20 protein-coding genes are annotated in these 19,413 nt (G+C 72.5%); 9 read left to right on the forward strand and 11 right to left on the reverse strand.

Annotation, left to right across the window (positions count from 1 at the left end):
* Positions 1-60: 60 nt before the first annotated feature.
* Genes DVR05_RS21025 through DVR05_RS21045 form a run of 5 tightly spaced genes read left to right on the forward strand, consistent with a single transcriptional unit; the run spans position 61 to position 4,598 of the window.
* Positions 61-894, forward strand: coding sequence for an ABC transporter ATP-binding protein (locus tag DVR05_RS21025; RefSeq protein ID WP_116247610.1), 834 nt, complete (start codon positions 61-63; stop codon positions 892-894).
* A complete protein-coding gene (locus DVR05_RS21030) occupies positions 891-1,634 on the forward strand; it encodes an ABC transporter ATP-binding protein (protein ID WP_116247611.1) in 744 nt (247 codons plus the stop codon). The genes DVR05_RS21025 and DVR05_RS21030 overlap by 4 nt, the downstream gene beginning before the upstream one ends.
* Positions 1,631-2,530 (forward strand): branched-chain amino acid ABC transporter permease, encoded by a 900-nt coding sequence (locus DVR05_RS21035; protein WP_116247612.1) that lies wholly within the window; start codon positions 1,631-1,633, stop codon positions 2,528-2,530. The genes DVR05_RS21030 and DVR05_RS21035 overlap by 4 nt, the downstream gene beginning before the upstream one ends.
* Positions 2,530-3,678 (forward strand): branched-chain amino acid ABC transporter permease, encoded by a 1,149-nt coding sequence (locus DVR05_RS21040; RefSeq protein WP_116247613.1) that lies wholly within the window; start codon positions 2,530-2,532, stop codon positions 3,676-3,678. Before DVR05_RS21035 ends, DVR05_RS21040 begins: the two co-directional genes overlap by 1 nt.
* Positions 3,675-4,598 (forward strand): alpha/beta fold hydrolase, encoded by a 924-nt coding sequence (locus tag DVR05_RS21045; protein ID WP_116247614.1) that lies wholly within the window; start codon positions 3,675-3,677, stop codon positions 4,596-4,598. Before DVR05_RS21040 ends, DVR05_RS21045 begins: the two co-directional genes overlap by 4 nt.
* Here DVR05_RS21045 and DVR05_RS21050 read toward each other — a convergent pair.
* Both DVR05_RS21050 and DVR05_RS21055 read right to left on the reverse strand, forming a co-directional pair.
* Positions 4,524-6,590, reverse strand: a complete 2,067-nt coding sequence (locus tag DVR05_RS21050) for a GAF domain-containing protein (protein WP_116247615.1) — start codon at positions 6,588-6,590, stop codon at positions 4,524-4,526. The two genes, DVR05_RS21045 and DVR05_RS21050, sit on opposite strands and share 75 nt — an antisense overlap.
* Entirely contained in the window at positions 6,575-7,402 is an 828-nt protein-coding gene (locus DVR05_RS21055; RefSeq protein ID WP_116247616.1) for a 3-hydroxybutyrate dehydrogenase, read from the reverse strand. Before DVR05_RS21055 ends, DVR05_RS21050 begins: the two co-directional genes overlap by 16 nt.
* Positions 7,403-7,632: 230 nt before the next feature.
* Between DVR05_RS21055 and DVR05_RS21060 the strand changes: the two genes are divergently transcribed.
* A complete protein-coding gene (locus tag DVR05_RS21060) occupies positions 7,633-8,640 on the forward strand; it encodes a PHB depolymerase family esterase (RefSeq protein WP_198659268.1) in 1,008 nt (335 codons plus the stop codon).
* Between the two features lie 6 nt (positions 8,641-8,646).
* On the opposite strand, the gene DVR05_RS21065 is transcribed toward DVR05_RS21060, so the two are convergent.
* The 3 genes from DVR05_RS21065 to DVR05_RS21075 form a co-directional block, all read right to left on the reverse strand.
* On the reverse strand, positions 8,647-8,880 hold the full coding sequence (locus DVR05_RS21065) for a hypothetical protein (protein WP_017601590.1): 234 nt from the start codon (positions 8,878-8,880) through the stop codon (positions 8,647-8,649).
* Positions 8,881-9,082: 202 nt separating this feature from the next.
* On the reverse strand, positions 9,083-9,580 hold the full coding sequence (locus tag DVR05_RS21070; protein ID WP_116247617.1) for a MarR family winged helix-turn-helix transcriptional regulator: 498 nt from the start codon (positions 9,578-9,580) through the stop codon (positions 9,083-9,085).
* 104 nt (positions 9,581-9,684) lie between these two features.
* Entirely contained in the window at positions 9,685-10,269 is a 585-nt protein-coding gene (locus DVR05_RS21075) for an ABATE domain-containing protein (protein ID WP_116247618.1), read from the reverse strand.
* Positions 10,270-10,367: 98 nt separating this feature from the next.
* Between DVR05_RS21075 and DVR05_RS21080 the strand changes: the two genes are divergently transcribed.
* Entirely contained in the window at positions 10,368-11,216 is an 849-nt protein-coding gene (locus tag DVR05_RS21080) for an SDR family NAD(P)-dependent oxidoreductase (protein WP_116247619.1), read from the forward strand.
* Positions 11,217-11,376: 160 nt separating this feature from the next.
* On the opposite strand, the gene DVR05_RS21085 is transcribed toward DVR05_RS21080, so the two are convergent.
* The 3 genes from DVR05_RS21085 to sigK all read right to left on the reverse strand — a co-directional run bounded on the left by DVR05_RS21085 (position 11,377) and on the right by sigK (position 14,658).
* Positions 11,377-13,017: an AMP-binding protein gene (locus tag DVR05_RS21085; protein WP_116247620.1), complete on the reverse strand. Its 1,641-nt coding sequence runs from the start codon at positions 13,015-13,017 to the stop codon at positions 11,377-11,379.
* 223 nt (positions 13,018-13,240) lie between these two features.
* On the reverse strand, positions 13,241-14,038 hold the full coding sequence (locus tag DVR05_RS21090; protein WP_116247621.1) for an anti-sigma factor domain-containing protein: 798 nt from the start codon (positions 14,036-14,038) through the stop codon (positions 13,241-13,243).
* Positions 14,035-14,658, reverse strand: a complete 624-nt coding sequence (gene sigK / locus DVR05_RS21095) for an ECF RNA polymerase sigma factor SigK (RefSeq protein ID WP_116247622.1) — start codon at positions 14,656-14,658, stop codon at positions 14,035-14,037. Before sigK ends, DVR05_RS21090 begins: the two co-directional genes overlap by 4 nt.
* 127 nt (positions 14,659-14,785) lie before the next feature.
* Between sigK and DVR05_RS21100 the strand changes: the two genes are divergently transcribed.
* Both DVR05_RS21100 and DVR05_RS26730 read left to right on the forward strand, forming a co-directional pair.
* Positions 14,786-16,393 (forward strand): molybdopterin-dependent oxidoreductase, encoded by a 1,608-nt coding sequence (locus DVR05_RS21100; protein WP_116247623.1) that lies wholly within the window; start codon positions 14,786-14,788, stop codon positions 16,391-16,393.
* A 98-nt stretch (positions 16,394-16,491) separates the two neighbouring features.
* Positions 16,492-16,770: a hypothetical protein gene (locus tag DVR05_RS26730; RefSeq protein WP_157982494.1), complete on the forward strand. Its 279-nt coding sequence runs from the start codon at positions 16,492-16,494 to the stop codon at positions 16,768-16,770.
* Positions 16,771-16,853: 83 nt separating this feature from the next.
* On the opposite strand, the gene DVR05_RS21105 is transcribed toward DVR05_RS26730, so the two are convergent.
* The 3 genes from DVR05_RS21105 to DVR05_RS21115 all read right to left on the reverse strand — a co-directional run bounded on the left by DVR05_RS21105 (position 16,854) and on the right by DVR05_RS21115 (position 18,767).
* Positions 16,854-17,537 (reverse strand): hypothetical protein, encoded by a 684-nt coding sequence (locus DVR05_RS21105; protein WP_116247624.1) that lies wholly within the window; start codon positions 17,535-17,537, stop codon positions 16,854-16,856.
* A 166-nt stretch (positions 17,538-17,703) separates the two neighbouring features.
* Positions 17,704-18,111 carry a DUF6114 domain-containing protein gene (locus DVR05_RS27130; protein WP_198659275.1) on the reverse strand — a complete coding sequence of 136 codons (408 nt, stop codon included), beginning with the start codon at positions 18,109-18,111 and terminating at the stop codon, positions 17,704-17,706.
* Complete coding sequence (locus DVR05_RS21115; RefSeq protein WP_116247625.1) at positions 18,108-18,767, reverse strand: DUF6230 family protein; 660 nt, start codon at positions 18,765-18,767, stop codon at positions 18,108-18,110. Before DVR05_RS21115 ends, DVR05_RS27130 begins: the two co-directional genes overlap by 4 nt.
* Positions 18,768-19,413 lie beyond the last annotated feature (646 nt).

Raw genomic sequence — 19,413 nt, forward strand, 5'->3', positions numbered from 1 at the left:
CCGGCGGTGCCCGAACGCCAGACCCCCTGGACGACCGCTCCGAGAAACGGTGCCCCACCCATGACTTCCGAACCCACCGACCCCACCGGGTCCACCCACCCCGCCGAGCCGGGGACGGCACCGGACGCACCCGCCGTCCCCTCCACCCCCTCCCCCGTCCTCTCCCTGGAGGACGTCAGCTGGTCGGTCGGCGGCGCCGTCATCGTCGACCACGTCACCATGGACGTCCGCGAGGGCGAGTTCGTCGCGCTGATCGGACCCAACGGAGCCGGTAAGACCTCACTGTTCAACCTGGTCTCCGGCCTCACCAAGCCCACCGGAGGCACCATCCGCCTCTCCGGCACCGACATCACCCGCCACGCGCCGCACCGGCGCGCCCGCCTGGGCATGGGACGCACCTTCCAGACCTCCAGCGTCTTCGCCGACCTCACCGTCGGCGCCAACGTCGGCCTCGCCGTCCAGGCCCGCGACGGGGGGTCCCACCGCTTCTGGCGGCGCGCCGCACCCGAGGGCGGTCCCGAGACCCGCGACGTCCTGGACCTGGTCCGCCTCTCCCACCGGGTGGAGGCCCCGGCCGGAGAACTCTCCCACGGCGACAAGCGCAAGCTCGAACTCGCCCTCCTGCTCGCGCGCGGCCCCCGGCTCATCCTCCTGGACGAGCCCATGGCCGGGGTCAGCGCGGGTGAGGTCGGCGAGCTCACCGCCGTCATCCGGGACGTGCACCGCGAAGGGGGCCGCTCGGTCCTCATGGTCGAACACCACATGGAGGTCCTTCTCGACATGGCCGACCGACTGGCCGTCCTGCACCACGGCGCCCTGCTCGCCCACACCGACCCCGACTCGGCCATGTCCGACCCCCGCGTCCAGGCCGCCTACCTCGGGGACGCGGCGTGACCGCCGCCGAGCCGCTCCTGGAGGCGGCCGACCTGCACGTGTGGATCGAGGGATCGCACATCCTCCAGGGGGTGTCCTTCACGGTGCCGCGCCGGGGCGTCACCGCGCTCCTCGGCCGCAACGGCGTCGGCAAGACCACCACGGTCAAGGCCCTGCTCGGCCTGGTCCCGCGCGGCGGGCGGGTGCGGTTCGACGGCGCCGACACCACCGCGCTGCCCACGCACGCGATCGTCGCGCGCGGGATCGGCTACGTCCCCGAGGACCGCGGCGTCTTCTCCGCGCTCACCGTCGCGGAGAACCTGCGGCTGGCCGAGCGCCGCCCCGCGCGCCCCCGGTACGACCTCGTCCACGAACTCTTCCCCGAGCTGCGCCGACGCGCCGCCCAACCGGCGGGCACCCTGTCCGGCGGCCAGCAGCAGATGCTCGCCATCGGACGCGCCCTGCTCAACGACAACGCCCTGCTCGTCGTGGACGAGCCCACCAAGGGCCTGGCGCCCAGGATCGTCGCCGAGGTCGCCGACGCGGTCGCCCGGGCGGCCGAACGGGTACCGGTCCTGCTCGTCGAGCAGAACCTGGCACTCGTCCGCCGCGTCGCCGACCGGGCGGTCGTCCTGGACGCGGGCCGCGTCATCCACACCGGACCGGCCGCCGAACTCCTCGACGACCCCGAGCGCGTCCGTTCGCTGCTCGGGGTGGGGCGCTCCGCCCCGGCCGGCGACACCGCGGGGAGGCACACGTGAGCACCATCGTCCTGCTCACCCTCACGGGTCTGGGCCTGGGCGCCCTGTACTTCCTCATCGCCTCGGGCCTGTCCCTGATCTTCGGCCTGATGGACGTGCTCAACTTCGCGCACGGCGCGTTCCTCGCCGTCGGCGCCTACGGCACCTGGTGGGCGAGCGAGTACCTGCCGGGCGCGGGGGCGGACGGGGTCGGCTTCCTGCTCGCCGTGGCCTTCGGGGTCGCCGCGGGCACCCTCGCCGCCACCCTCGTCGAACTCTGCGTCATCCGCCCGCTGTACGGACGGCACCGCGAGCAGATCCTCGCCACGGTCGGCCTCAGCCTGGCCGTGCCCGCGCTGCTCCAGGCGGTCTGGGGCGCCGACCCGCTCCCCTTCCCGCGCCCCGACCTGGTGTCCGGCACCGTCGGCGTGCTCGGCGTGAACGTCCCCCGGGACCGCTTCCTGCTGATCCTCGCCGCCGTCGCCGTGTTCACCGCGCTCTGGCTGTTCAACGCCCGCACCCGCTACGGCCTCATCGTCCGCGCGGGCGTCCAGGACCGGGCGATGGTCACCGCTCTGGGCATCGACGTGCGCAGGGCGTTCACCCTGGTGTTCGCGATCGGCGGGGCCGCCGCCGCGCTGGCGGGGGCACTCGGCGGCCTCTACTTCGGCGTGGTCACCCCGACCCAGGGCCTGTCCCTGCTGATCTTCGCGTTCATCGTCGTCGTGATCGGCGGGACCACCTCGCTCACCGGATGCGCGGTGGCCTCCCTGGCCGTCGGCCTCGTCCAGCAGTTCGCCAACTACTACACCGTCGCCGGTCTGGGCGACATCGCCGTGGTCGTCGTCCTCGCCCTGGTGCTGCTCACCAGGCAGGGCGGACTGGCCGCCAGGAAGTCCGCGGAGAGGGTGGCGTGATGACCGAGACCGACGTGACGGCGAAGACCCCGGACCGCCCCGGCCCCTCCCCCGCCGCCGGGTCCCCGAACCCCGCCGCCCGCGCACGGCGGCGCCCGCCCGCCTGGGCCGCTCCGGCCGCCGTGCTCGCGGTGGCGCTGAGCCTGCCGTTCTCGACCCTGACCCTGCCGGGGGTGTTCGAGGGCGCGCTGAACGGACCCCCGACCCTGCACCTGCTCGCCACCTGCCTGGTCTTCGGCGGTCTGGCCACCAGCTACGACCTGCTCTACGGACGCGTGGGACTGCTCTCCTTCGGGCACGCCCTCTACTTCGCCTGCGGCGCCTACGCCGCCGCGCTGCTCATGTCGGTGCTGGACCTGCCGCTGGGGTGGGCGGCCGTCCTCTCGGTGCTCGGCGGCACCCTCCTGGCCCTCGTCCTGGGCGCGGTCTCGCTCCGGGTCAACGGGATCGCCCTGGCGATGGTGACGCTCGCCTTCGCCCAGGCCGGATCGATCCTCGTCGCCCGTGACCCGGGCCGGGTCACCGGCGGCGAGGAGGGGCTCTCCCTGGACACCGCGCACGTTCCCGACGCGTTCGTGGGCGTGGTCGACACGGTCAACCTGTACTGGGCCGCCGTCGCCTACGTCGCCGTCACCCTCGCCCTGGTGTGGTGGCTGGACGCCTCCCCGGTCGGCCGGGTCTGGCGGGGGATCCGGGCCAACGAGCAGCGCGTCGCGGTGCTGGGCGTCAACCCCTACCCCTACAAGCTGGCGGCGTTCACCGTCAGCGGCGGCCTGGCCTCCCTGGGCGGTGTCGTCTACCTGCTGGTCGCCGGGGGCGTCACCCCCGTCGTCACCACCGCCGAGTTCACCCTCACCCTGCTGGTGATGGTGGCCCTGGGCGGCGCGGGCACGCGCTGGGGACCGCTGCTGGGGGCGGCCTTGTACACCTACGCCGACCACCGGCTCCTCCAGCTCGGCGGCTCCGACGCCTTCGCCGCCCTGCCCGCCTGGATCGCCGCCCCGCTCTCGCAGCCCCTGTTCGTCCTCGGCGCGCTGTTCGTCCTGATGGTCTTCTTCTTCCCCGGTGGTGTCGTCGCGCTCCCGGGCAGGATCAGGTCGGTATGGCGAGGCCGCCGGGGTCCCGCCCGCACGAAGGAGTCACCATGACCGAGACGGAACACGACCCGCCGGGGGGCGTCTGGACCGACGGGGAGGAGTCGACGGTCGCCGTGCCGGGCGGCGACCTCGCCGTCACCCGCTGGGGCACGGGGCCCGGGACCCCGGTCCTGGGCATCCACGGCATCACCGCCAACGGGTACGCCCTCGCCCGCCCGGCCGTCGAGCTGGACCGGTTGGGCGGCCCGCCGCTGATCGCCCCCGACCTGCGCGGCCGCGGCCGCAGCGGGCACCTGCCCGGCCCCTTCGGGCTGGGCGCCCACGTCGACGACGTCATCGCGGTCCTCGACGCCCACGGTGTGGACCGCACCGTCCTCGTCGGCCACTCGATGGGCGCCTTCGTGGCGTGCCTGGCCGCCGTCCGCCACCCCGACCGGGTCACCGGCCTGCTCCTGGTCGACGGCGGCCACGGACTCCCGGTGCCGCCCGGGGCCGACATCGAGGACGTGCTCGGCCCCGCCATGACGCGACTGCGCATGTCGTTCGCGAACGCCGACGCCTACCGGGACTTCTGGCGGAACCACCCCGCCATCTCCGGACGGTGGAACACCTGGGTGGACCACTACGTCACGCGCGACCTCACCGGGACCGAGCCCGACCTGCGTTCGGCCTGCTCGGAGGAGGCCGCGCGGGTCGACGGTGCGCAGGTCCTCACCGACCCCGAGGTGCTGGGCGCGATCCACCGCCTGTCCCGGCCCGCCCGTCTGGCCTGGGCGGCACGCGGCCTGCTCGACGAGAGCCCCGGCCTGTACACGCCCGAGCGCCTGGCCGGGCTCCCCGACGACCTCGCCCTCCTGGAGCTGCCCGACGACAACCACTACAGCCCGATGTTCTCCTCAACCGCCGGTCTGCTCGCCCAGGAGATCCACTCCCTGGTCGAGCAGACCGTGCAGGTGCAGGGCGAGCTGTAGCTCCAGCGCGCGGTCGGGGCGCTGCCAGTCCGCCCCGATCAGCTGCCCGATCCGCTCCAGGCGCTGCGCCACGGTGTTCACGTGGATGTGCAGGTCGTCCTTGGCGCGGGACAGGTTGCCCCCGGCCGCGAAGTAGGCGCGCAGCGTGTCCACGAGCAGCGTGCCGCGTCGGGCGTCGTACTCCAGCAGGGGGCCGAGCGCCGCGGTGACGAACCCCGGCACATCCCGGTCCTGGCTCAACAGCAGACCGGAGAACCCCAGGTCGTCCGCGGTGGCCGCGTCCCCCTCGCGGCCCAGCGCCCGCAGGGTCTGCAGGCAGCGCGTCGCCTCGGTGAACGCGCCCCGGAACGTTTCCGGCCCCTCCGTCGGCCCGGCCAGCCCCGCCGTCACCGGGCCGTTCGCCGCCGCCGACAGCTCCGCGACCACCCGGCGGCCCACCTCCGCGGCATCGGTCCCGGGCAGCGCCAGCACCATCCGCCCGGACCGCTGACCGGTCAGCCCTCCGGTGGTCTCCGCGACGTGGGTCGCCGCCGACCGCACCCGGCCCGGATCGGCGCCGGGCGCCTCCGCCACCACCAGCACGTGCGGCGCGTCCAGGTCGGTGCGGAGCAGTGCGGCGCGCTGGCGCAGCGACCCCGGCTCGCGCGGGGGCACCTCCAGCAGTTCGTTGAGCAGGTCGCCGCGGACCCGGTGCTCGGTCTCGCTCACCGACCGGCGGATGAGCAGGAGCAGGGCGGTCACCATGGCCGCCCGCTCCAGGATCCGCTGGTCGGTGTCGTCCAGGACGGCGCCGCGCAGCACCAGCGTGCCCAGCGGCTCGCTCCCGGCCGCGGCCGCGGCCACCCACGTCCGGCCGTCCTCGCCGCCCGCGCCCGGACCGTCCACGAGCACCGCGCGACCGCTGCTCAGCGACGAACGCACCGCCTCGGCGAGGTCGGCGTCGTGCGACGGGTCACCGCCCGGCTCGGCCTCGCCGACCACGCCCTCGGGGGTGGCGGTCACCGACGCGTCCGAGGTCGTGTCGTGGATGAGCACCGAACCGCCCAGCACCTCCGCGATCGCCGCCGCCACCTCGCGCACCCCGCCGCCGCGCAGCACGAGGTCGGTCAGCCGGTCGTGCGCGGCGGCCGACCGCTCCACGGAGGCGGTGTGCCGTTGGAGCCGCTCGTTCACGGTGTGCAGCTCGTCGAGGGCGCGGCGGGTGTCGTCGATGAGGTTCGCGCTGTCGATCGCGATCGCCGCGTGCGTGGCCAGCGACGCCAGCAGCGCCACCTCCGAGTGCGCGAACGGCCGCTCGCGCCGGTTGGCCGCGAACAGCACCCCCACGTCGCGGCCGTTCATCTTCAGCGGCACGCCCAGGATGGCCACCAGGCCCTCCTCGCGTACCGCGTGGTCGATGTTCTCCGCGTGGGTGAACCGCGGGTCGGCGAAGTAGTTCGCCGTGACGTAGGGCAGCGCCGTCGTGGCCACCAGGCCGCCCAACCCCTTGCCCGCGCCGAGCCGCAACTGCTGGAAGGCGGCCGACACCGACCCCGACGTCACCCGCATGTACGTGCCGCCCGCCTCCGGGTCGCTCAGCGTCAGGTACGCCACGTCCGTACCGAGCAGGTGCCGGGCCCGCTCCACGATCGCCTGGAGGACCTGGTCCAGGCTGCGCATCCCCGCGAGGTCGTTGGCCGTCTCGAACAGGGCGCTCAGCTCGGACTCGCGGCGCTGCCGGTCCCGCATGACCGACCGCACCCGCAGCGCCGTCAGCTTCGCGCTCTCCAGGGCGGCCACGACGGCGGGGTCGGCGCCCTCCGCGCGGGCGCGCAGCACCGGCCGCTCGTACTCGACGGTGGGGGCGTCCCGCAGGAGGAGGTCGAGGAAGGGCGCCTGGTCCACCGTGCCCGCCGGAGCGTCGGCGGGCACGTGGTCGGGGCGCCCGTCCGGGAATCCGTCCGGGGGCACGTCGTCCTCGGGTGTGGGGATGGTGTTCAGCTCGCGCTCCATGCTCCGTCGACGGTCAGCGACGCGCCGTTGACGAACGACGCGTCGTCACCGCACAGGTAGACGACGAGTTCGGCGACCTCGGCCGGTTCGATCAGCCGCTTCACCGGACTCCGGGCCAACAGGACCTCCGCGGCCACCCGCTCCTCCGGGATGCCGTGCGCCGCCGCCTGTTCGGCGATCTGCCGCTCCACCAGGGGGGTGCGCACGTAGCCGGGGTTCACGCAGTTGGAGGTCACCCCGTGTGCGGCGCCCTCCAGGGCCACCACCTTGGAGAACCCCTCCAACCCGTGCTTGGCGGTCACGTAGGCCGCCTTGTAGGCCGAGGCGCGCAGCCCGTGCACCGAGGAGATGTTCACGACGCGGCCCCACCCCCGCTCGTACATGTGCGGGAGCGCGCCGCGTACGACGCGGAACGGCGACTCGACCATGAGTCGAAGGATGAACGAGAAACGCTCCGGTGGGAAGTCCTGGACGGGGGCGACCGTCTGGACCCCGGCGTTGTTCACGACGATGTCGGCGCCGCGTCCGGCCTCCTCGGCGGCGTCCAGGTCGGTGAGGTCGATCTCGACGGGTTCGCCGACCCCCTGGTCGGCCAGTTCCGCGAGGGCCCGGCCGTCCAGGTCCGCCATCCGGACGGTGGCGCCCGCGGCGGAGAGCCGGAGCGCGCAGGCGCGGCCGATGCCGCTGGCGGCGCCGGTCACCAGAGCGGTCCTGCCGGTCAGGTCGACCCGGACGGTGTGGGCGGCGGTGGTCGGGACGGGGGTGCCGGGCGCCTGTCCGACCGGGCCCGACGGGGAGTCATGCGTCGTCATGTCAGCAACGTAGGTCGGGCGTGCCGATCACGGGATGGAGCCTGACGACACACACAGCACCGATGATGTGTGTCGGACCGACATGTCCCTGAGGGGCCTTGTGGGATCCCCACCCCACGAGTGGATGTGATCGGGGTCTCGTCAACATGTCGACTGGGTCACACCTCGGGTTAGGCTCCGCGCAACGGTTCGGCCGAACCCTCCCCCCACCGTCGAACCCGGAGGCTCCCATGAACTTCCCCAGGGCCGTTCGGACGGCCCCGACGCTCCGAACGTCCGTCGCGGTGCTGCTGACCCTGTTCACCACCGCCGCGACCGTCCTCCTCGCCACCGCGCCGCGCGCCGAGGCCGCCACGCTGACCCCGGTGCCCTTCTTCGGCTCCGACCCCGGAAACCTCGGCATGTACGCGTACGTGCCCGACGGCCTCCCCGACGACGCACCCCTGGTCGTCCTCCTGCACGGCTGCGGCCAGGACGCGGCCGCCTACCACGCCCACTCCGGCTGGGCCGAGCACGCCGACGCCTTCGGCTTCGCCCTCGTCTACGCGGAGCAGAGCTACCTCAACAACTTCAGCCGCTGCTTCAACTGGTTCTCCCCCGGTGACGTGGCCAGGGGGTCCGGTGAGGCCGCCTCCGTGCGTTCCATGATCGGGTACGCCGTGGCCGAGTACGGGCTCGACACCGGCCGGGTGTACGTGTCCGGCCTCTCCGCGGGCGGCGCGATGGCGGGTGAGCTGCTCGCCGCCTACCCCGACGTCTTCGCCGGAGGATCGGTCGTCGCCGGTGTCCCCGTGGGCTGCGCCGACAGCATGATCGCCGCGTTCACCTGCATGAACCCGGGTGTGACCCGGAGCCCCGAGCAGTGGGGCGACCAGGTGCGCGCCAAGTACCCCGACTGGACGGGGCCGTGGCCGCGCGTCGCCGTCTGGCACGGCACCGCCGACTACACGGTCGTCCCCGCCAACGCGGACGCGAGCGTCGCGCAGTGGACGAACGTCGCGGGTGTGCCCGAACAGCCCGACAGCACCGAGACGATCGGAGGTTCCACCACGGCGGCCTACCACGGAGGCGGACCGACGACGGCGGCCGTCGCCCGGTACACGGTGTCCGGGATGGGGCACGGCGTTCCCGTGGAGCCCTCCACCGGGTGCGGCAGCGCGGGCGCGTACTTCCTCGACACCGTCTGCTCGACCGGCCACACGGTCGCGTTCTGGGGAATCGGCGAACCGGTGGACTGACCCCCCTCAGAGCGGGCTCTCGCCCCTGGCCAGGCGGCCGAAGTGGGCGACCGTGGCGCCCAGCGCGAAGTGCGCCGCCTGGTGCTCGGTCATCGGCACGACACCGGCGGAGATCTGCACCCGGAAGGGGAACTCGTCCTCGGGGCGGATGCGGAAGTCGTCGATCACCCCCTGGGAGAGGAGCATGGTCAGGGCCTCGCGGACCTGTCCGCTGCGGTTGTCCGACGCCCAGATCGACATGGCACCAAGGTAACGCAGTCACCCCGTTCCGTTACGGGGTTCCGGTCGATCCCGTGCCCCGACGGGGGTGAGGACACGTGTGTGGGCGGGCACGACGGCCCGCCCACACACGGAGGAGGCGGGCACGACCCCCGTGGTGCCCGCCCTCGCCGTCACCGGTGTCCGTCGTCATCCCCCGATCGTGGACACGGTGACGGGGATTTCAGGGGTGTCGCTCGGCGGGGGGCGTGCCGTGGTCGAGCACGTTGCTCCTCAGGCGTCCCAAGGAGAGGCGCGTGGCCTCGAACTCGCCCTCGGGGAGCGCGATGGCCCGGCCGATCGCCTCCGGGATGCCCTCGGCCCGGTCGCGCAGCCGCAGTCCCTTGTCGGTGGCGGTGACGCGGACGGTCCGCTCGTCCTCGGGATCACGGCCGCGGCGGAGGAGGCCCCGCGCCTCCAGACGCTTGAGCATCGGGGTGAGGGTGCCGTAGTCGAGTTGCAGGACGGAACCGATCTCCTTGACGGAGCAGTCCCCGCGCTCCCACAGCAGCATCATCACCAGGTACTGGGGGTAGGTCAGCCCCAACGGGTCGAGGAAGGGCCGGTAGAGGTTGGTGACGGCCCGCGCTGCGGTGTACAGCGCGAAGCACATCTGCTCGTCGACGGGGGGCAGGGAAGACCCGCCCTCAGGGGCGGGGGTTCGGTCCGACACCGCACACATGGTAGTTACCACGGGGGCGATGTCAAAGTTTTCGATGTCCTCGCGCACGAGGTGATCGAGGGACGGAACCCGTGTGTTCCAGGCCCGCGCGGCCGGGTTGGGGATCAGGTCGCCTTGAGGCGGCTGCGATAGGCGCGCATGGACACCTGCGAGCCGCAGCCGGAGCCGCAGTAGGCGGCGGAGGAGTTCCTCGTGCGGTCGTAGAAGCCCAGGTGGCAGGGGGGGTTCCGGCACGCTTTGAGCCTGGCCCAGCCGTCCTGTCGGGCGAGGTCGGCGGCGGCGGCGAGGAGGGTGCCCAGCGCGCCCGCGACCCCGGTCTGGGGGGAGACGAGGCTGCTTCCGTCGGCGGTGACCACCGGGGCCAGCGGATAGAGCGTTCCAGCGCGCCGGAGCAGCCGTTCGGCCTCGGCCAACGACGAGTCCGTGCCGTCGACGCCGCCCGCGTGCGCGAGCATCACGGTCGCCAAGGCGTCCCTGAGTTCACGCGCACTCGCGGCGTCCGCCTCCGTGGTCAGCGTGCCTTCGGGGGCCAGACCGCACGTGACCAACCACTCGGCCGTCGTGCCGGCGTCGGCGAGCCGCTCCGGCCGTCCGTCGATCGGACGCGTGTTGACGAAGTCGAGAAGAAGCTCCGCGGTCTTCGTGGGCTGGAGCGGGCTGCGCGAGTTCCTGCCATCGGTTGCACCCATGTCAGACACCGTATGACACGAGCCAAAACACTTACGTGCACAACTCTTATGCTCAAAACTGCTTGTTTGTTGCTTGCTAAGTGGTTAAGCTCCCAACCATGACAGACAACACACCCCCTTCGGGCACTTCTCGCGGCTGGTTCGTCACCGGTGGCTCCTCCGGCATCGGGCGCGAACTGGTGCTCGCCGCTCTCACACGCGGGGACCGTGTCGCAGCCGTCGCCCGACGTGTGGACGCCCTCGCCGACCTCGATGAGCGCTTCCCCGGGAGACTGCTCGCCCTGGCCGCCGACGTCCGCGACCAGGACGCGGTCCGCGGTGCGGTGGACGAGACCACCGATCGGTTCGGGCGCATCGACGTCGTCGCCAACAACGCCGGCTACGGCCTGTTCGGCGCCGTCGAGGAGTCCACCGACGCCCAGGCCCGGGCCGTGTTCGACACGAACGTCTTCGGCGTACTCAACGTGCTGCGCGCCACCCTGCCGGTACTGCGCGGGCAGAGGTCCGGCCACATCCTGCAGGGCTCCTCCATCTACGGCCAGCTCGCACCCCCCGGCGTGGGACTGCTGGCCGCGACCAAGCACGCCGTCGAAGGCATGTCCGACGCGCTGGCGGCCGAACTGGCGCCCCTGGGAATCACCGTCACCCTCGTCGAACCCGCCCTCACCGCGACGCCGTTCCTGTCCAACCTCGATTTCGCCGAGACCATCGAGGACTACGACCAGACCGTACGCACGGTGCAGGAGTCGCTGGGCGGGCTTCCCCCCGAGGCGTTCTGCGACCCGGTCAGGGCCGCGCAGGCCATCCTGAACGCGGTCGACTCCGGAAACCCTCCGCGCCGCCTCGCCCTGGGCAGGCAGGCGGAGATCGACCTGCGCGCCGCGCTGACGGACCGGTTGAAGGACCTGGACCGGTGGGCCGAGACCACCCGAGGCGTCGACTCCTAGGGTCTGTCGCGACCGTCCTGGTCACAGTCGTCCGTCGATGGCTGTGACCAGCACGGTCACCCGACCGGTCAGCCACCGCGGCCGGACGCGCGCCAGTGGCGGGGAACCGCTCCCGGCGACCCACGTGCCGCCGGGACCGGGACGGGACCGGCGGACGCCGTCACCGCTGGGAGAGGTCCGTCGGCAGGTACCGCTTCATCACCTTGCCCGCGGGGTTGCGCGGCAACTCGTCCAGCAGGACCACGTCACGCGGCACGGAGAACCGGCCGAGCTCCCGCCGCACCGTGAGTCGGACCTCGTTCGGGTCCACCTCCGCGCCCTCACGCGGTACCACGAACGCGGCGAAGCGGTGCCCGAACTCATCGTCCGGCACACCCGTCACCGCGACCTCACGCACCGAGGGCAGCGTCAGGATCGCCTCCTCCACGGGCCGGGGGAAGACGTTCTCGCCACCCGAGATGATCATGTCGTCGTCCCGCCCGGCGACGTGCAGCAGCCCGTCGGCGTCGACGTACCCCCGGTCGCCGGTCTCCATGAGCCCGTGCGCGCTGCGCCTGTTCGCCCCGTTGGTGTACCCGTCGAACAGCATCTCGTTGCCGACGAAGATCGACCCCTCCGTTCCCGGCGGCACCTCCTCGCCGTCCGCGTCGAGGACCGCCACCCGCGTGCCCAGCGGGGGCCGCCCCGCCGTGCTCGGCGAACGCCGCATGTCCTCGGGGGTCGCGATGGTCGCCCACGACACCTCGGTCGACCCGTACAGGTTGTAGAGGACGTCCCCGAACTCGTCCATGAACTCCGTGATCAGGCGCGGGCTCAACGCCGAACCGCTGCACGCCACGACCCGCAGCGACGAGGTGTCGTACCTCGCCCGCACCTCCGCGGGCAGGTCCATGATCCTCCGCAGCATCACCGGGGCCGCGAACAGCGCCGTACAGTGCTCCTCGGCCACGGCCCGCAACGCGTCCTCCGGATCGAACCGGCGGCGCGTGACCAGCGTCGCCCGCAGGGACATCCCCAGCTGGACACCCGCCAACCCCCACGTGTGGAAGAACGGAGCCGAGGCCAGGATGCGGTCCGACGACTTCAGCGGGATCCGGGACAGCACGGCCGCCGCGTCCCGCGGTCCCCTCGGCGTCGGGCGGCGCGCGCCCTTCGGCGTGCCCGTCGTCCCGGAGGTCAGGACGATCAGCCTGCCCGGGCGCTTCGGCGGCGACGGATCGGCCTCGCCGCCCTCCTTCGCCCGCCACGGAACCTGGAGGCCCTCGGCCGGGGCCTCCCCCCAGGCCCGCACGCGCGGAACGTCGGCGGGCACCTCCGCGCACTGGTCCTCGAACTCGTCGTCGACGACCAGCACCGACACCGCGTTGGTCACCGAGGCGGCGGCCAACTGCCCCCGGGACAGCCCCGTGTTCAGCAGGACGGAGTCGGCGCCCAGCCGGCCGCAGGCGATCATCGCCTGCACGAACGCGCTGTGGTTGCGGCACAGCACACCCACCCGCGTCCCCTCGCCCACGCCCAGGCGGTGCAGCACGCGGGCGAGGGCCCGCCCGCGCAGGTTCATCTCCCGGAACGTGGCCGAACCCCGTTCGTCGACGATGGCCACGTGGTCCGGGACGCGCTCGTCGGCGGCGGCGTAGGCCCCGGCCACCGTCGCCCCCCAGGTGCGCAGGGCACGGAGTTGCCGGACGATCCGGTCGGGGCGCCCGGGGCTGATCACCCCGGAGCGGACGAGGACCCGTACCGTGCTCAGGGTCCGTTTCAGGGGTGAGGTGTCGGACGGGCTTGCGGCGGTGGACGCCATGATGTCTCCGAAGGGTCAGGGACGGGCGAAGCGGTCCGCGCCTCACCGGAGAGCCTTCGCCGCCCGACTCCCCGGAGTACTGCGACGGTAGGTGACGGACCGCCGGTTTTTCTTTGTCCCGGAGTGAGTGTCCGGGCGGGCCGGTTTGTCACCCCGGGACAGATCCCGGTGCGGATCGGCGGGTCCTCCCCGGCGGGTCCGGGCACGGGCCCCGGAGGTCGCCTCAGAGGTCGAGCTTCATGGGTCGCTCGCTTGGCTCGGGCATGCCGCCCTCCGGTTCCAGGGAGACCCCCACCTGGACGGGGGAACCCATGTCGTGCGCCATCCCGGAGTAGCGCCCGTCCGACGACCGCGAGAGCATTCCGGCCGACCGCATGCCGTCCTCGTCGACGTACCACATCTGGTACGCCATCCCCGGCGGCGCGTCCGGCAACCCCTCCACGACGAGCATGAGCGCGTCCATCTCGTAGGAGGTGAAGGCCGTCGCCCGGGCGTCGTCCCCCAACGGCCCCTCGTGCATGTGCGTGTCCGGCGCGGCGAGCAGGGCCTCGACCTCGGCGTGGTGCCGCTGGCTCTCCTCCATACTGCGGTCCACGGACAGCAGCGAGACCCCGAGGACGACCGCGACCAGCGCGCACGCGGCCGCCACGAGCCACGGGAGCCGATCACGCCACCAACGGGCGGGGCCGCGCACCACCGCGGCGGTGTTCCCGTCCCCGCCGCGGTCCCCGTCACCGTCGGCGTCCCCGCCGTCCTGCGCCGTCCCCTCCGGCGCCGGGCGGGGCGGGAGCGGCGCCTGGCGCGTCCGCCGCGCCCGGTCGCTGATCCGCGCCCACAAGTCCTCCGATGGTTGGACGGCCTCCGCGTAGGCCAGTCTGACCAGCGTCTCCCGGAACTCCGCCAGGTCGCGTCGGCAGTCGTCGCACTCGGGCAGGTGCCGCTCCACGGCGGCGCGTTCCTCCGGTTCCAGACCGTCCACCGCGTATCCGGCGATCAGGCCGTGGATGTCCACGTCGTTCATGCGGCCACCCCCAGGCAGTCACGGAGTCGGATCAGGCCGTCGCGCAGGCGTCCCTTCAACGTGGTCAACGGGACCTTCAGGAGGTCGGCCGCCTCCCGTTGCGTGTAGCCCGTGTAGTAGGTGAGTCGGACGGCGTCGCGTTGCAGTTCGGTGAGCCGGCGCAGACAGCGCCGCACCTTCTCCCGTTCGAGGCTGGTCTCGACGTGTTGCTCCACGCCGTCGGCGGGCGTCGCCCCCGGCTCCAGGCGGCCCGCCGCGGCCGTGCGCTCCGTCGCGGCCTCCTCCGACCGCACCCGGTCGACCGCCCTGCGGTGCGCGATCATGAGCACCCAGGAACGGGCGCTCCCGCGTACGGGGTCGAAGCGGGAACAGTGCCGCCACACCTCCAGGAACACCTCCTGTGCCACCTCCTCGGACTGGGCCTCGTCCAGGAGGACCCGGCGCACCACACCGAACACCGGCCCGCACAGTTCCCGGTAGACACGCTCGAACGCGGCGAGGTCACCCACCGCCGTCTGACGGACCAGGTCGGCCAGCTCGTCGTTCGAGGGCGCCGATCCCCCGCCGGGCCCCCCGGCGCCATCCACCCTGATATCCCTCACCCGTTCCACGGTCACCATCCTCCCACCTGCCGTTTCCCGGTATTCGGTGTGGAACGCGGCGGGGCGACGCCCCAGCCGGGACATGTTTACCTTTTCGTGATCATATTCCACGTCTCCCTCACCGGAGCGGTTCCGAACCCAGGGCATGTTCGACACCACCCGCACCACCGGACGCCTGCCGGGAGCGATCGTCGGCCTGGTCGCGACCGGTGCCGCACTCGCGACGGCAGAGGTCGTCGGCGCCCTGACGGGCAGACCCGCGTCGACACCGCTCCTGGCGGTGGGCGACGCCGTCGTCGACCTCACCCCGCAGCCGGTGAAGCAGTTCGCGGTGGACACCTTCGGGACGGCCGACAAGATCGCCCTGTTCGTCGGCATGGGCGTGATCCTGGCGGCCGCGGCGGCGCTGCTGGGGGCGGCTGCGGCCCGGCGGCGGTGGATCGGCTTCGCGGGGATCGCGGTGTTCGGCGCTGTCGGCCTGGCCGCCGCCCTCACCCGGACGGGGAGCGGGGCGCTCGACACGCTTCCGACCCTCACCGGGGCGCTCGCCTGCGGCGGGGTCCTCGTCTGGCTCCTCGGGGCGGCGTCGCGACCGGTGCCGCCCGAACCGGACGAGCCCCGGCCGGACACGGACGGGACCCGGCCCGGGCCGGAGGGACCCCGGGGGTTCGACCGCAGGAGGTTCACCCTGCTCGCGGGCGCCGCCGCCGTCGCCTCGGCGGGCGCGGGGACGGCCGCCAGGATGCTGGTCTCGTCGAACACGGGCGCCGGGCTCGCGCGGGAGGACGTCACCCTCCCCCGGCCCGCCTTCCCGGCCTCCCCCGTCCCCGACGGCGCGGACCTGGAGATCGACGGTCTGGCCCCCTTCCTCACCCCGAACGACGACTTCTACCGGATCGACACCGCCCTGTCCGTGCCGCGTGTGGACGCCTCCACCTGGTCGCTCCGGATCCACGGCCTGGGCGCGCGGGAGCGGGTGTACACCTTCGCCGATCTGCTCGCCCGGGACGACCTCACCGAACGCGACATCACCCTGACCTGCGTCTCCAACCCGATCGGCGGAGAGTACGTGGGCAACGCGCGCTGGATCGGCGTGCCGCTCGCCACCCTCCTGGAGGAGGCGGGTGTGCGCCCGCCCGCGGACGGAGGACCGGCGGACCAGCTGGTGTCGCGCTCCGAGGACGGCATGACCATCGGCACCCCCGTGGCCGACGTGATGGACGGGCGCGACGCCCTCATCGCCGTCGGGATGAACGGGCGGCCCCTCCCCTACGACCACGGGTTTCCCGCGCGCATGGTGGTGCCCGGTCTGTACGGATACGTGTCGGCCTGCAAGTGGATCGTCGACATCGAACTGACCACGTTCGACGCCTTCGACGCCTACTGGGTCCCGAGGGGCTGGTCGGCCCGGGGGCCGATCAAGACGCAGTCGCGGATCGACACGCCGCGCGAACGCGCGACGGTGTCCGCCGGAACGGTCATGCTCGCGGGTGTGGCCTGGGCACAGCACACCGGGATCGACCGGGTGGAGGTGCGAGTGGACGGAGGCGAGTGGCGTACGGCCACCTTGGCCGAGGAGGACACCGCCGACACCTGGCGCCAGTGGATGCACGAGTGGGACGCCGAACCGGGTGAGCACCGGATCTCCGTGCGCGCCACCGACAGGGACGGCGAGACACAGACGTCGGAGCGGGCCGCCGTGGCCCCCGACGGAGCGACCGGACACCACACGATCGAGGTGACCGTCACCTGACGGCCCGCCCTCGGGCGTGGACACAAGCCCCCCGGGAACCCGTGGACGGGGTCCCGGGACGGACGACGGATCGACAGCAGAACAGGAAAGAGCCAACCATGACCGCACGCAACACCCTGCGCCGTCTCCTCGTGGCCGGAGCCATCAGCGCCACCGCCGCCCTCTCCCTGGCCGCGTGCAACGACACGGCCAACGACGAGCCCACCGTGGAGAGCGAGGAGATGGAGGAGGGGACCGAGGAGGACATGGAGGAGGACTCCATGGATGAGGAGGGCATGGACGACTCCATGGAGGACGGCTCCATGGAGGACGACATGACGGAGGAGGGCATGGACGACTCCACCGACTCCATGGACGACATGGAGGACGAGAACTGACCCCGCCCCGGTGAGCCCGGCCCGCACGGGCCGGGCTCCGTGGGGACACGGGCCGATCCCGTGTCCCCGTCAACCCTCCGGGGTCAGCCGGTCACGGTGATCGGTGCCGTCGGGTCGTCGGCGTTGGTGACCTCGTAGGTGGCGGTGAAGCCGGACTCGGTCACCTCCGTCGGGCAGCCGAAGCCGCCCTCGACGACGGTCGGCACGGTGGTGTCGAACTCCAGGGTCGAGACCGGGTCGCCGTTGGTCCACGTGCCCGAGACGCCGACGTCGGCGTTGGGGCTCACCGTGGCGGTGCACGACGCCAGCCCGCTCGTGGTCACCACGATCCCCCCGGCCGGGATCACCATGGTGCCCACGGACGGCGAGCCGTGCTGCATCGACATCTGCCACACCGGGTCGATCACGTCGACGGTGGCGCTGACCCAGGTGATGTTGGTGGAACAGTCCGTGAAGTCCGGCGAGTTGATCGGCCCGGAGACCGCACCTGCCGGGTTGTGGTTGTCCGGGGCGTCGGGCACCAGGTTGTTGCCCCCTCCGGGGGAGGTCGACGAGGTGTCGCAGGTGATCACGACGTTCCCGGCGGTGAAGACCGCGCTGCCGGAGAGCGACGCCTCGAAGGCGGCCCCGGCGGGCTCGACGGTGGTGGAGGCGGCCTGAGCGGCCAGGGCGGTGCCGCCCCAGGAGAGGCAGAGGATTCCGGCGGAGGCCGCCGCGGAGGCGGCGAGGCAGGAGCGGGTGCGGGATCTCGGTCGGGCAACCGACATGATGACTCCTTGTGTGGTGGCTGGGCGCCACACACGAGCGACGCCCAGCGGTACTGGGGGAATCGCGCCGATATAGGTGGACGGAACTTGCCGGACAGGGCCGGGAACACACGGGTCGGGGCCCGTGCGCCCCCGGGATCTCGCGTGGTTGTCGGGGTAACGGGGGTCAGCGTCGACGGGTCGGACGCGCGACGGGCCGCCAGGCGAAGGCCAGGCCGCCGCCGACGAGGGCCAGTAGGGTGCCGACCAGCAGGCCGCCGAGGTTCGACAGGATGAGTGCGCCCAGGCCGAGGAACCCCGCCAGCGATCCGGTGATGACGTGCTGGTTCGGGGTGAACCAGGTGACCAGGCCGAGCAGGACGAGCATCCCGCCGAACAGCAGGGACGAGACCCCGCCGACGCCCGTCTGGACCATCAGCTCCAGCGGCATGATGACGAACGAGGCCAGCACGACGCCGGAGGCGATGATCAGCAGGCCGCCCGTGAAGGGTCGGCGTTTGCGCCAGTCACGCCAGGAACGCGGGCCGCGTGCGCTCTCGCCGGTGCGGCGGGCTCCTCGGCGCGTTCCCCTCAGAAGCACTCGTCGTCCCCGAGCCGCAGACTCAGACTCAGGCCGGAGAGCCGGAAGGTTCCGGCGCTGGCCGCGCGGGCGGTCTGCTCCAGGCCCTCGACATGGATGGTGTCCGACTGCATGCCGAAGGTGTCCTGGAAGCCCCGCGCGCCCTCCGGTCCCTTGTCGAGGGTGGAGGCGTCGCGGCCGATCTCGATGTTCTCGAACTCGGCGTTGCCGTCCATCTGGGACATGTCGATCATCAGGTTGCTGGCCTCGACCGGTGCCCCCTGGTCTCCTGCGGTGAGGGTGAGGGAGATGGTGCCGATGATGGGGAACTCGGTGAGCACCGACTGACAGAGGCCGTGGATCTCCGCCTCACGGATTCCGGCCACCGCGGCGGGCACGGCCTCTCCGCGCGCGGTCTCGTTCAGCCAGCCGTACTGCACGAAGCCCTCACCGTGCAGCTCGTCGGCGGAGATCTTGAAGTCCTGCCCGGAGACGGTGAACGACGCGGCGAGCGCGCCCTCGGCCATGGCTATGACGATGCCGCCGACCGCCGCCGTGGCGGGTAGGGCGAACAGGCCGAAGCGCCTCCAACTGGTGTGGCTCTCGGGGCCGGTGGAGTCGGCGGGCGGCGTCAGGGGCTCGTCGACGGGTTCGGAGGATGCGATGTCCATGCGCGTAGTTCCTTGGGTACGGGACCGCGCTGCGCCTGCCGTCCCCCCGAATATCCGGCACGCGGTCTGGTCTGGATCCTCCCCGTGGAGCGGGGCGGTGTCCCTCTGGAGGCTGTCGCGTCCAGCGGATGCTGCACATCATGGGACGCGGATCCCCTTATTTCAAGGGTGCTCCGGCAAGTTTCCGAGTCTCGTTCGGCCTCTCCGGAGAAGTGGCGGGGAGCGGGTTTCAGGCGGCGTTGGTGGGGCTGGAGGGGGTGGTGGGAGCACGGTGTGGTGCTGTGGCGCGCGTGGGGTTCGGGGAGTCTCTCCGGAGGGCGGCCGGGCCGGTTCGGGGTGACCGCTGACACAGCCTGTTCGGTTTGCCTGAGGTCTGGTCGGGGGGTAATGTTCTCCGAGTCGCCGCGGGACGGCGAGCGGCCCTCAGGGCCGACTCGGAACCGGGCCGCGATCTGAACTCCTCTCACCGAACCGACTGGTTCGAGCGTGCGCTCGGAGCGGGTAGGATCGGTGGGCGCTCCAGGACCGATCAATTGCGAATCGGGAATGGCGTGCGAGGTAGGATAAAGTGACGCAAGCGGGCGCTTTACCCCGTTCGGTTGATCCGAAACCGCCGGTTTGGCGGGACACGGAACACCTGATAAAG

It is taken from the genome of Nocardiopsis sp. FIRDI 009 (assembly GCF_003386285.1).
Classification (GTDB): Bacteria; Actinomycetota; Actinomycetes; order Streptosporangiales; family Streptosporangiaceae; genus Nocardiopsis.

Coding starts and splice junctions, on each gene's coding strand:
- DVR05_RS21025 (WP_116247610.1), top strand. CDS start 61: ATGACTTCCGAACCCACCGACCCCACCGGGTCCACCCACCCCGCCGAG.
- DVR05_RS21040 (WP_116247613.1), top strand. CDS start 2,530: ATGACCGAGACCGACGTGACGGCGAAGACCCCGGACCGCCCCGGCCCC.
- DVR05_RS21045 (WP_116247614.1), top strand. CDS start 3,675: ATGACCGAGACGGAACACGACCCGCCGGGGGGCGTCTGGACCGACGGG.
- DVR05_RS21050 (WP_116247615.1), bottom strand. CDS start 6,590: ATGGAGCGCGAGCTGAACACCATCCCCACACCCGAGGACGACGTGCCC.
- DVR05_RS21055 (WP_116247616.1), bottom strand. CDS start 7,402: ATGACGACGCATGACTCCCCGTCGGGCCCGGTCGGACAGGCGCCCGGC.
- DVR05_RS21060 (WP_198659268.1), top strand. CDS start 7,633: ATGAACTTCCCCAGGGCCGTTCGGACGGCCCCGACGCTCCGAACGTCC.
- DVR05_RS21065 (WP_017601590.1), bottom strand. CDS start 8,880: ATGTCGATCTGGGCGTCGGACAACCGCAGCGGACAGGTCCGCGAGGCC.
- DVR05_RS21070 (WP_116247617.1), bottom strand. CDS start 9,580: ATGTGTGCGGTGTCGGACCGAACCCCCGCCCCTGAGGGCGGGTCTTCC.
- DVR05_RS21075 (WP_116247618.1), bottom strand. CDS start 10,269: ATGGGTGCAACCGATGGCAGGAACTCGCGCAGCCCGCTCCAGCCCACG.
- DVR05_RS21080 (WP_116247619.1), top strand. CDS start 10,368: ATGACAGACAACACACCCCCTTCGGGCACTTCTCGCGGCTGGTTCGTC.
- DVR05_RS21085 (WP_116247620.1), bottom strand. CDS start 13,017: ATGGCGTCCACCGCCGCAAGCCCGTCCGACACCTCACCCCTGAAACGG.
- DVR05_RS21090 (WP_116247621.1), bottom strand. CDS start 14,038: ATGAACGACGTGGACATCCACGGCCTGATCGCCGGATACGCGGTGGAC.
- sigK (WP_116247622.1), bottom strand. CDS start 14,658: ATGGTGACCGTGGAACGGGTGAGGGATATCAGGGTGGATGGCGCCGGG.
- DVR05_RS21100 (WP_116247623.1), top strand. CDS start 14,786: ATGTTCGACACCACCCGCACCACCGGACGCCTGCCGGGAGCGATCGTC.
- DVR05_RS26730 (WP_157982494.1), top strand. CDS start 16,492: ATGACCGCACGCAACACCCTGCGCCGTCTCCTCGTGGCCGGAGCCATC.
- DVR05_RS21105 (WP_116247624.1), bottom strand. CDS start 17,537: ATGTCGGTTGCCCGACCGAGATCCCGCACCCGCTCCTGCCTCGCCGCC.
- DVR05_RS21115 (WP_116247625.1), bottom strand. CDS start 18,767: ATGGACATCGCATCCTCCGAACCCGTCGACGAGCCCCTGACGCCGCCC.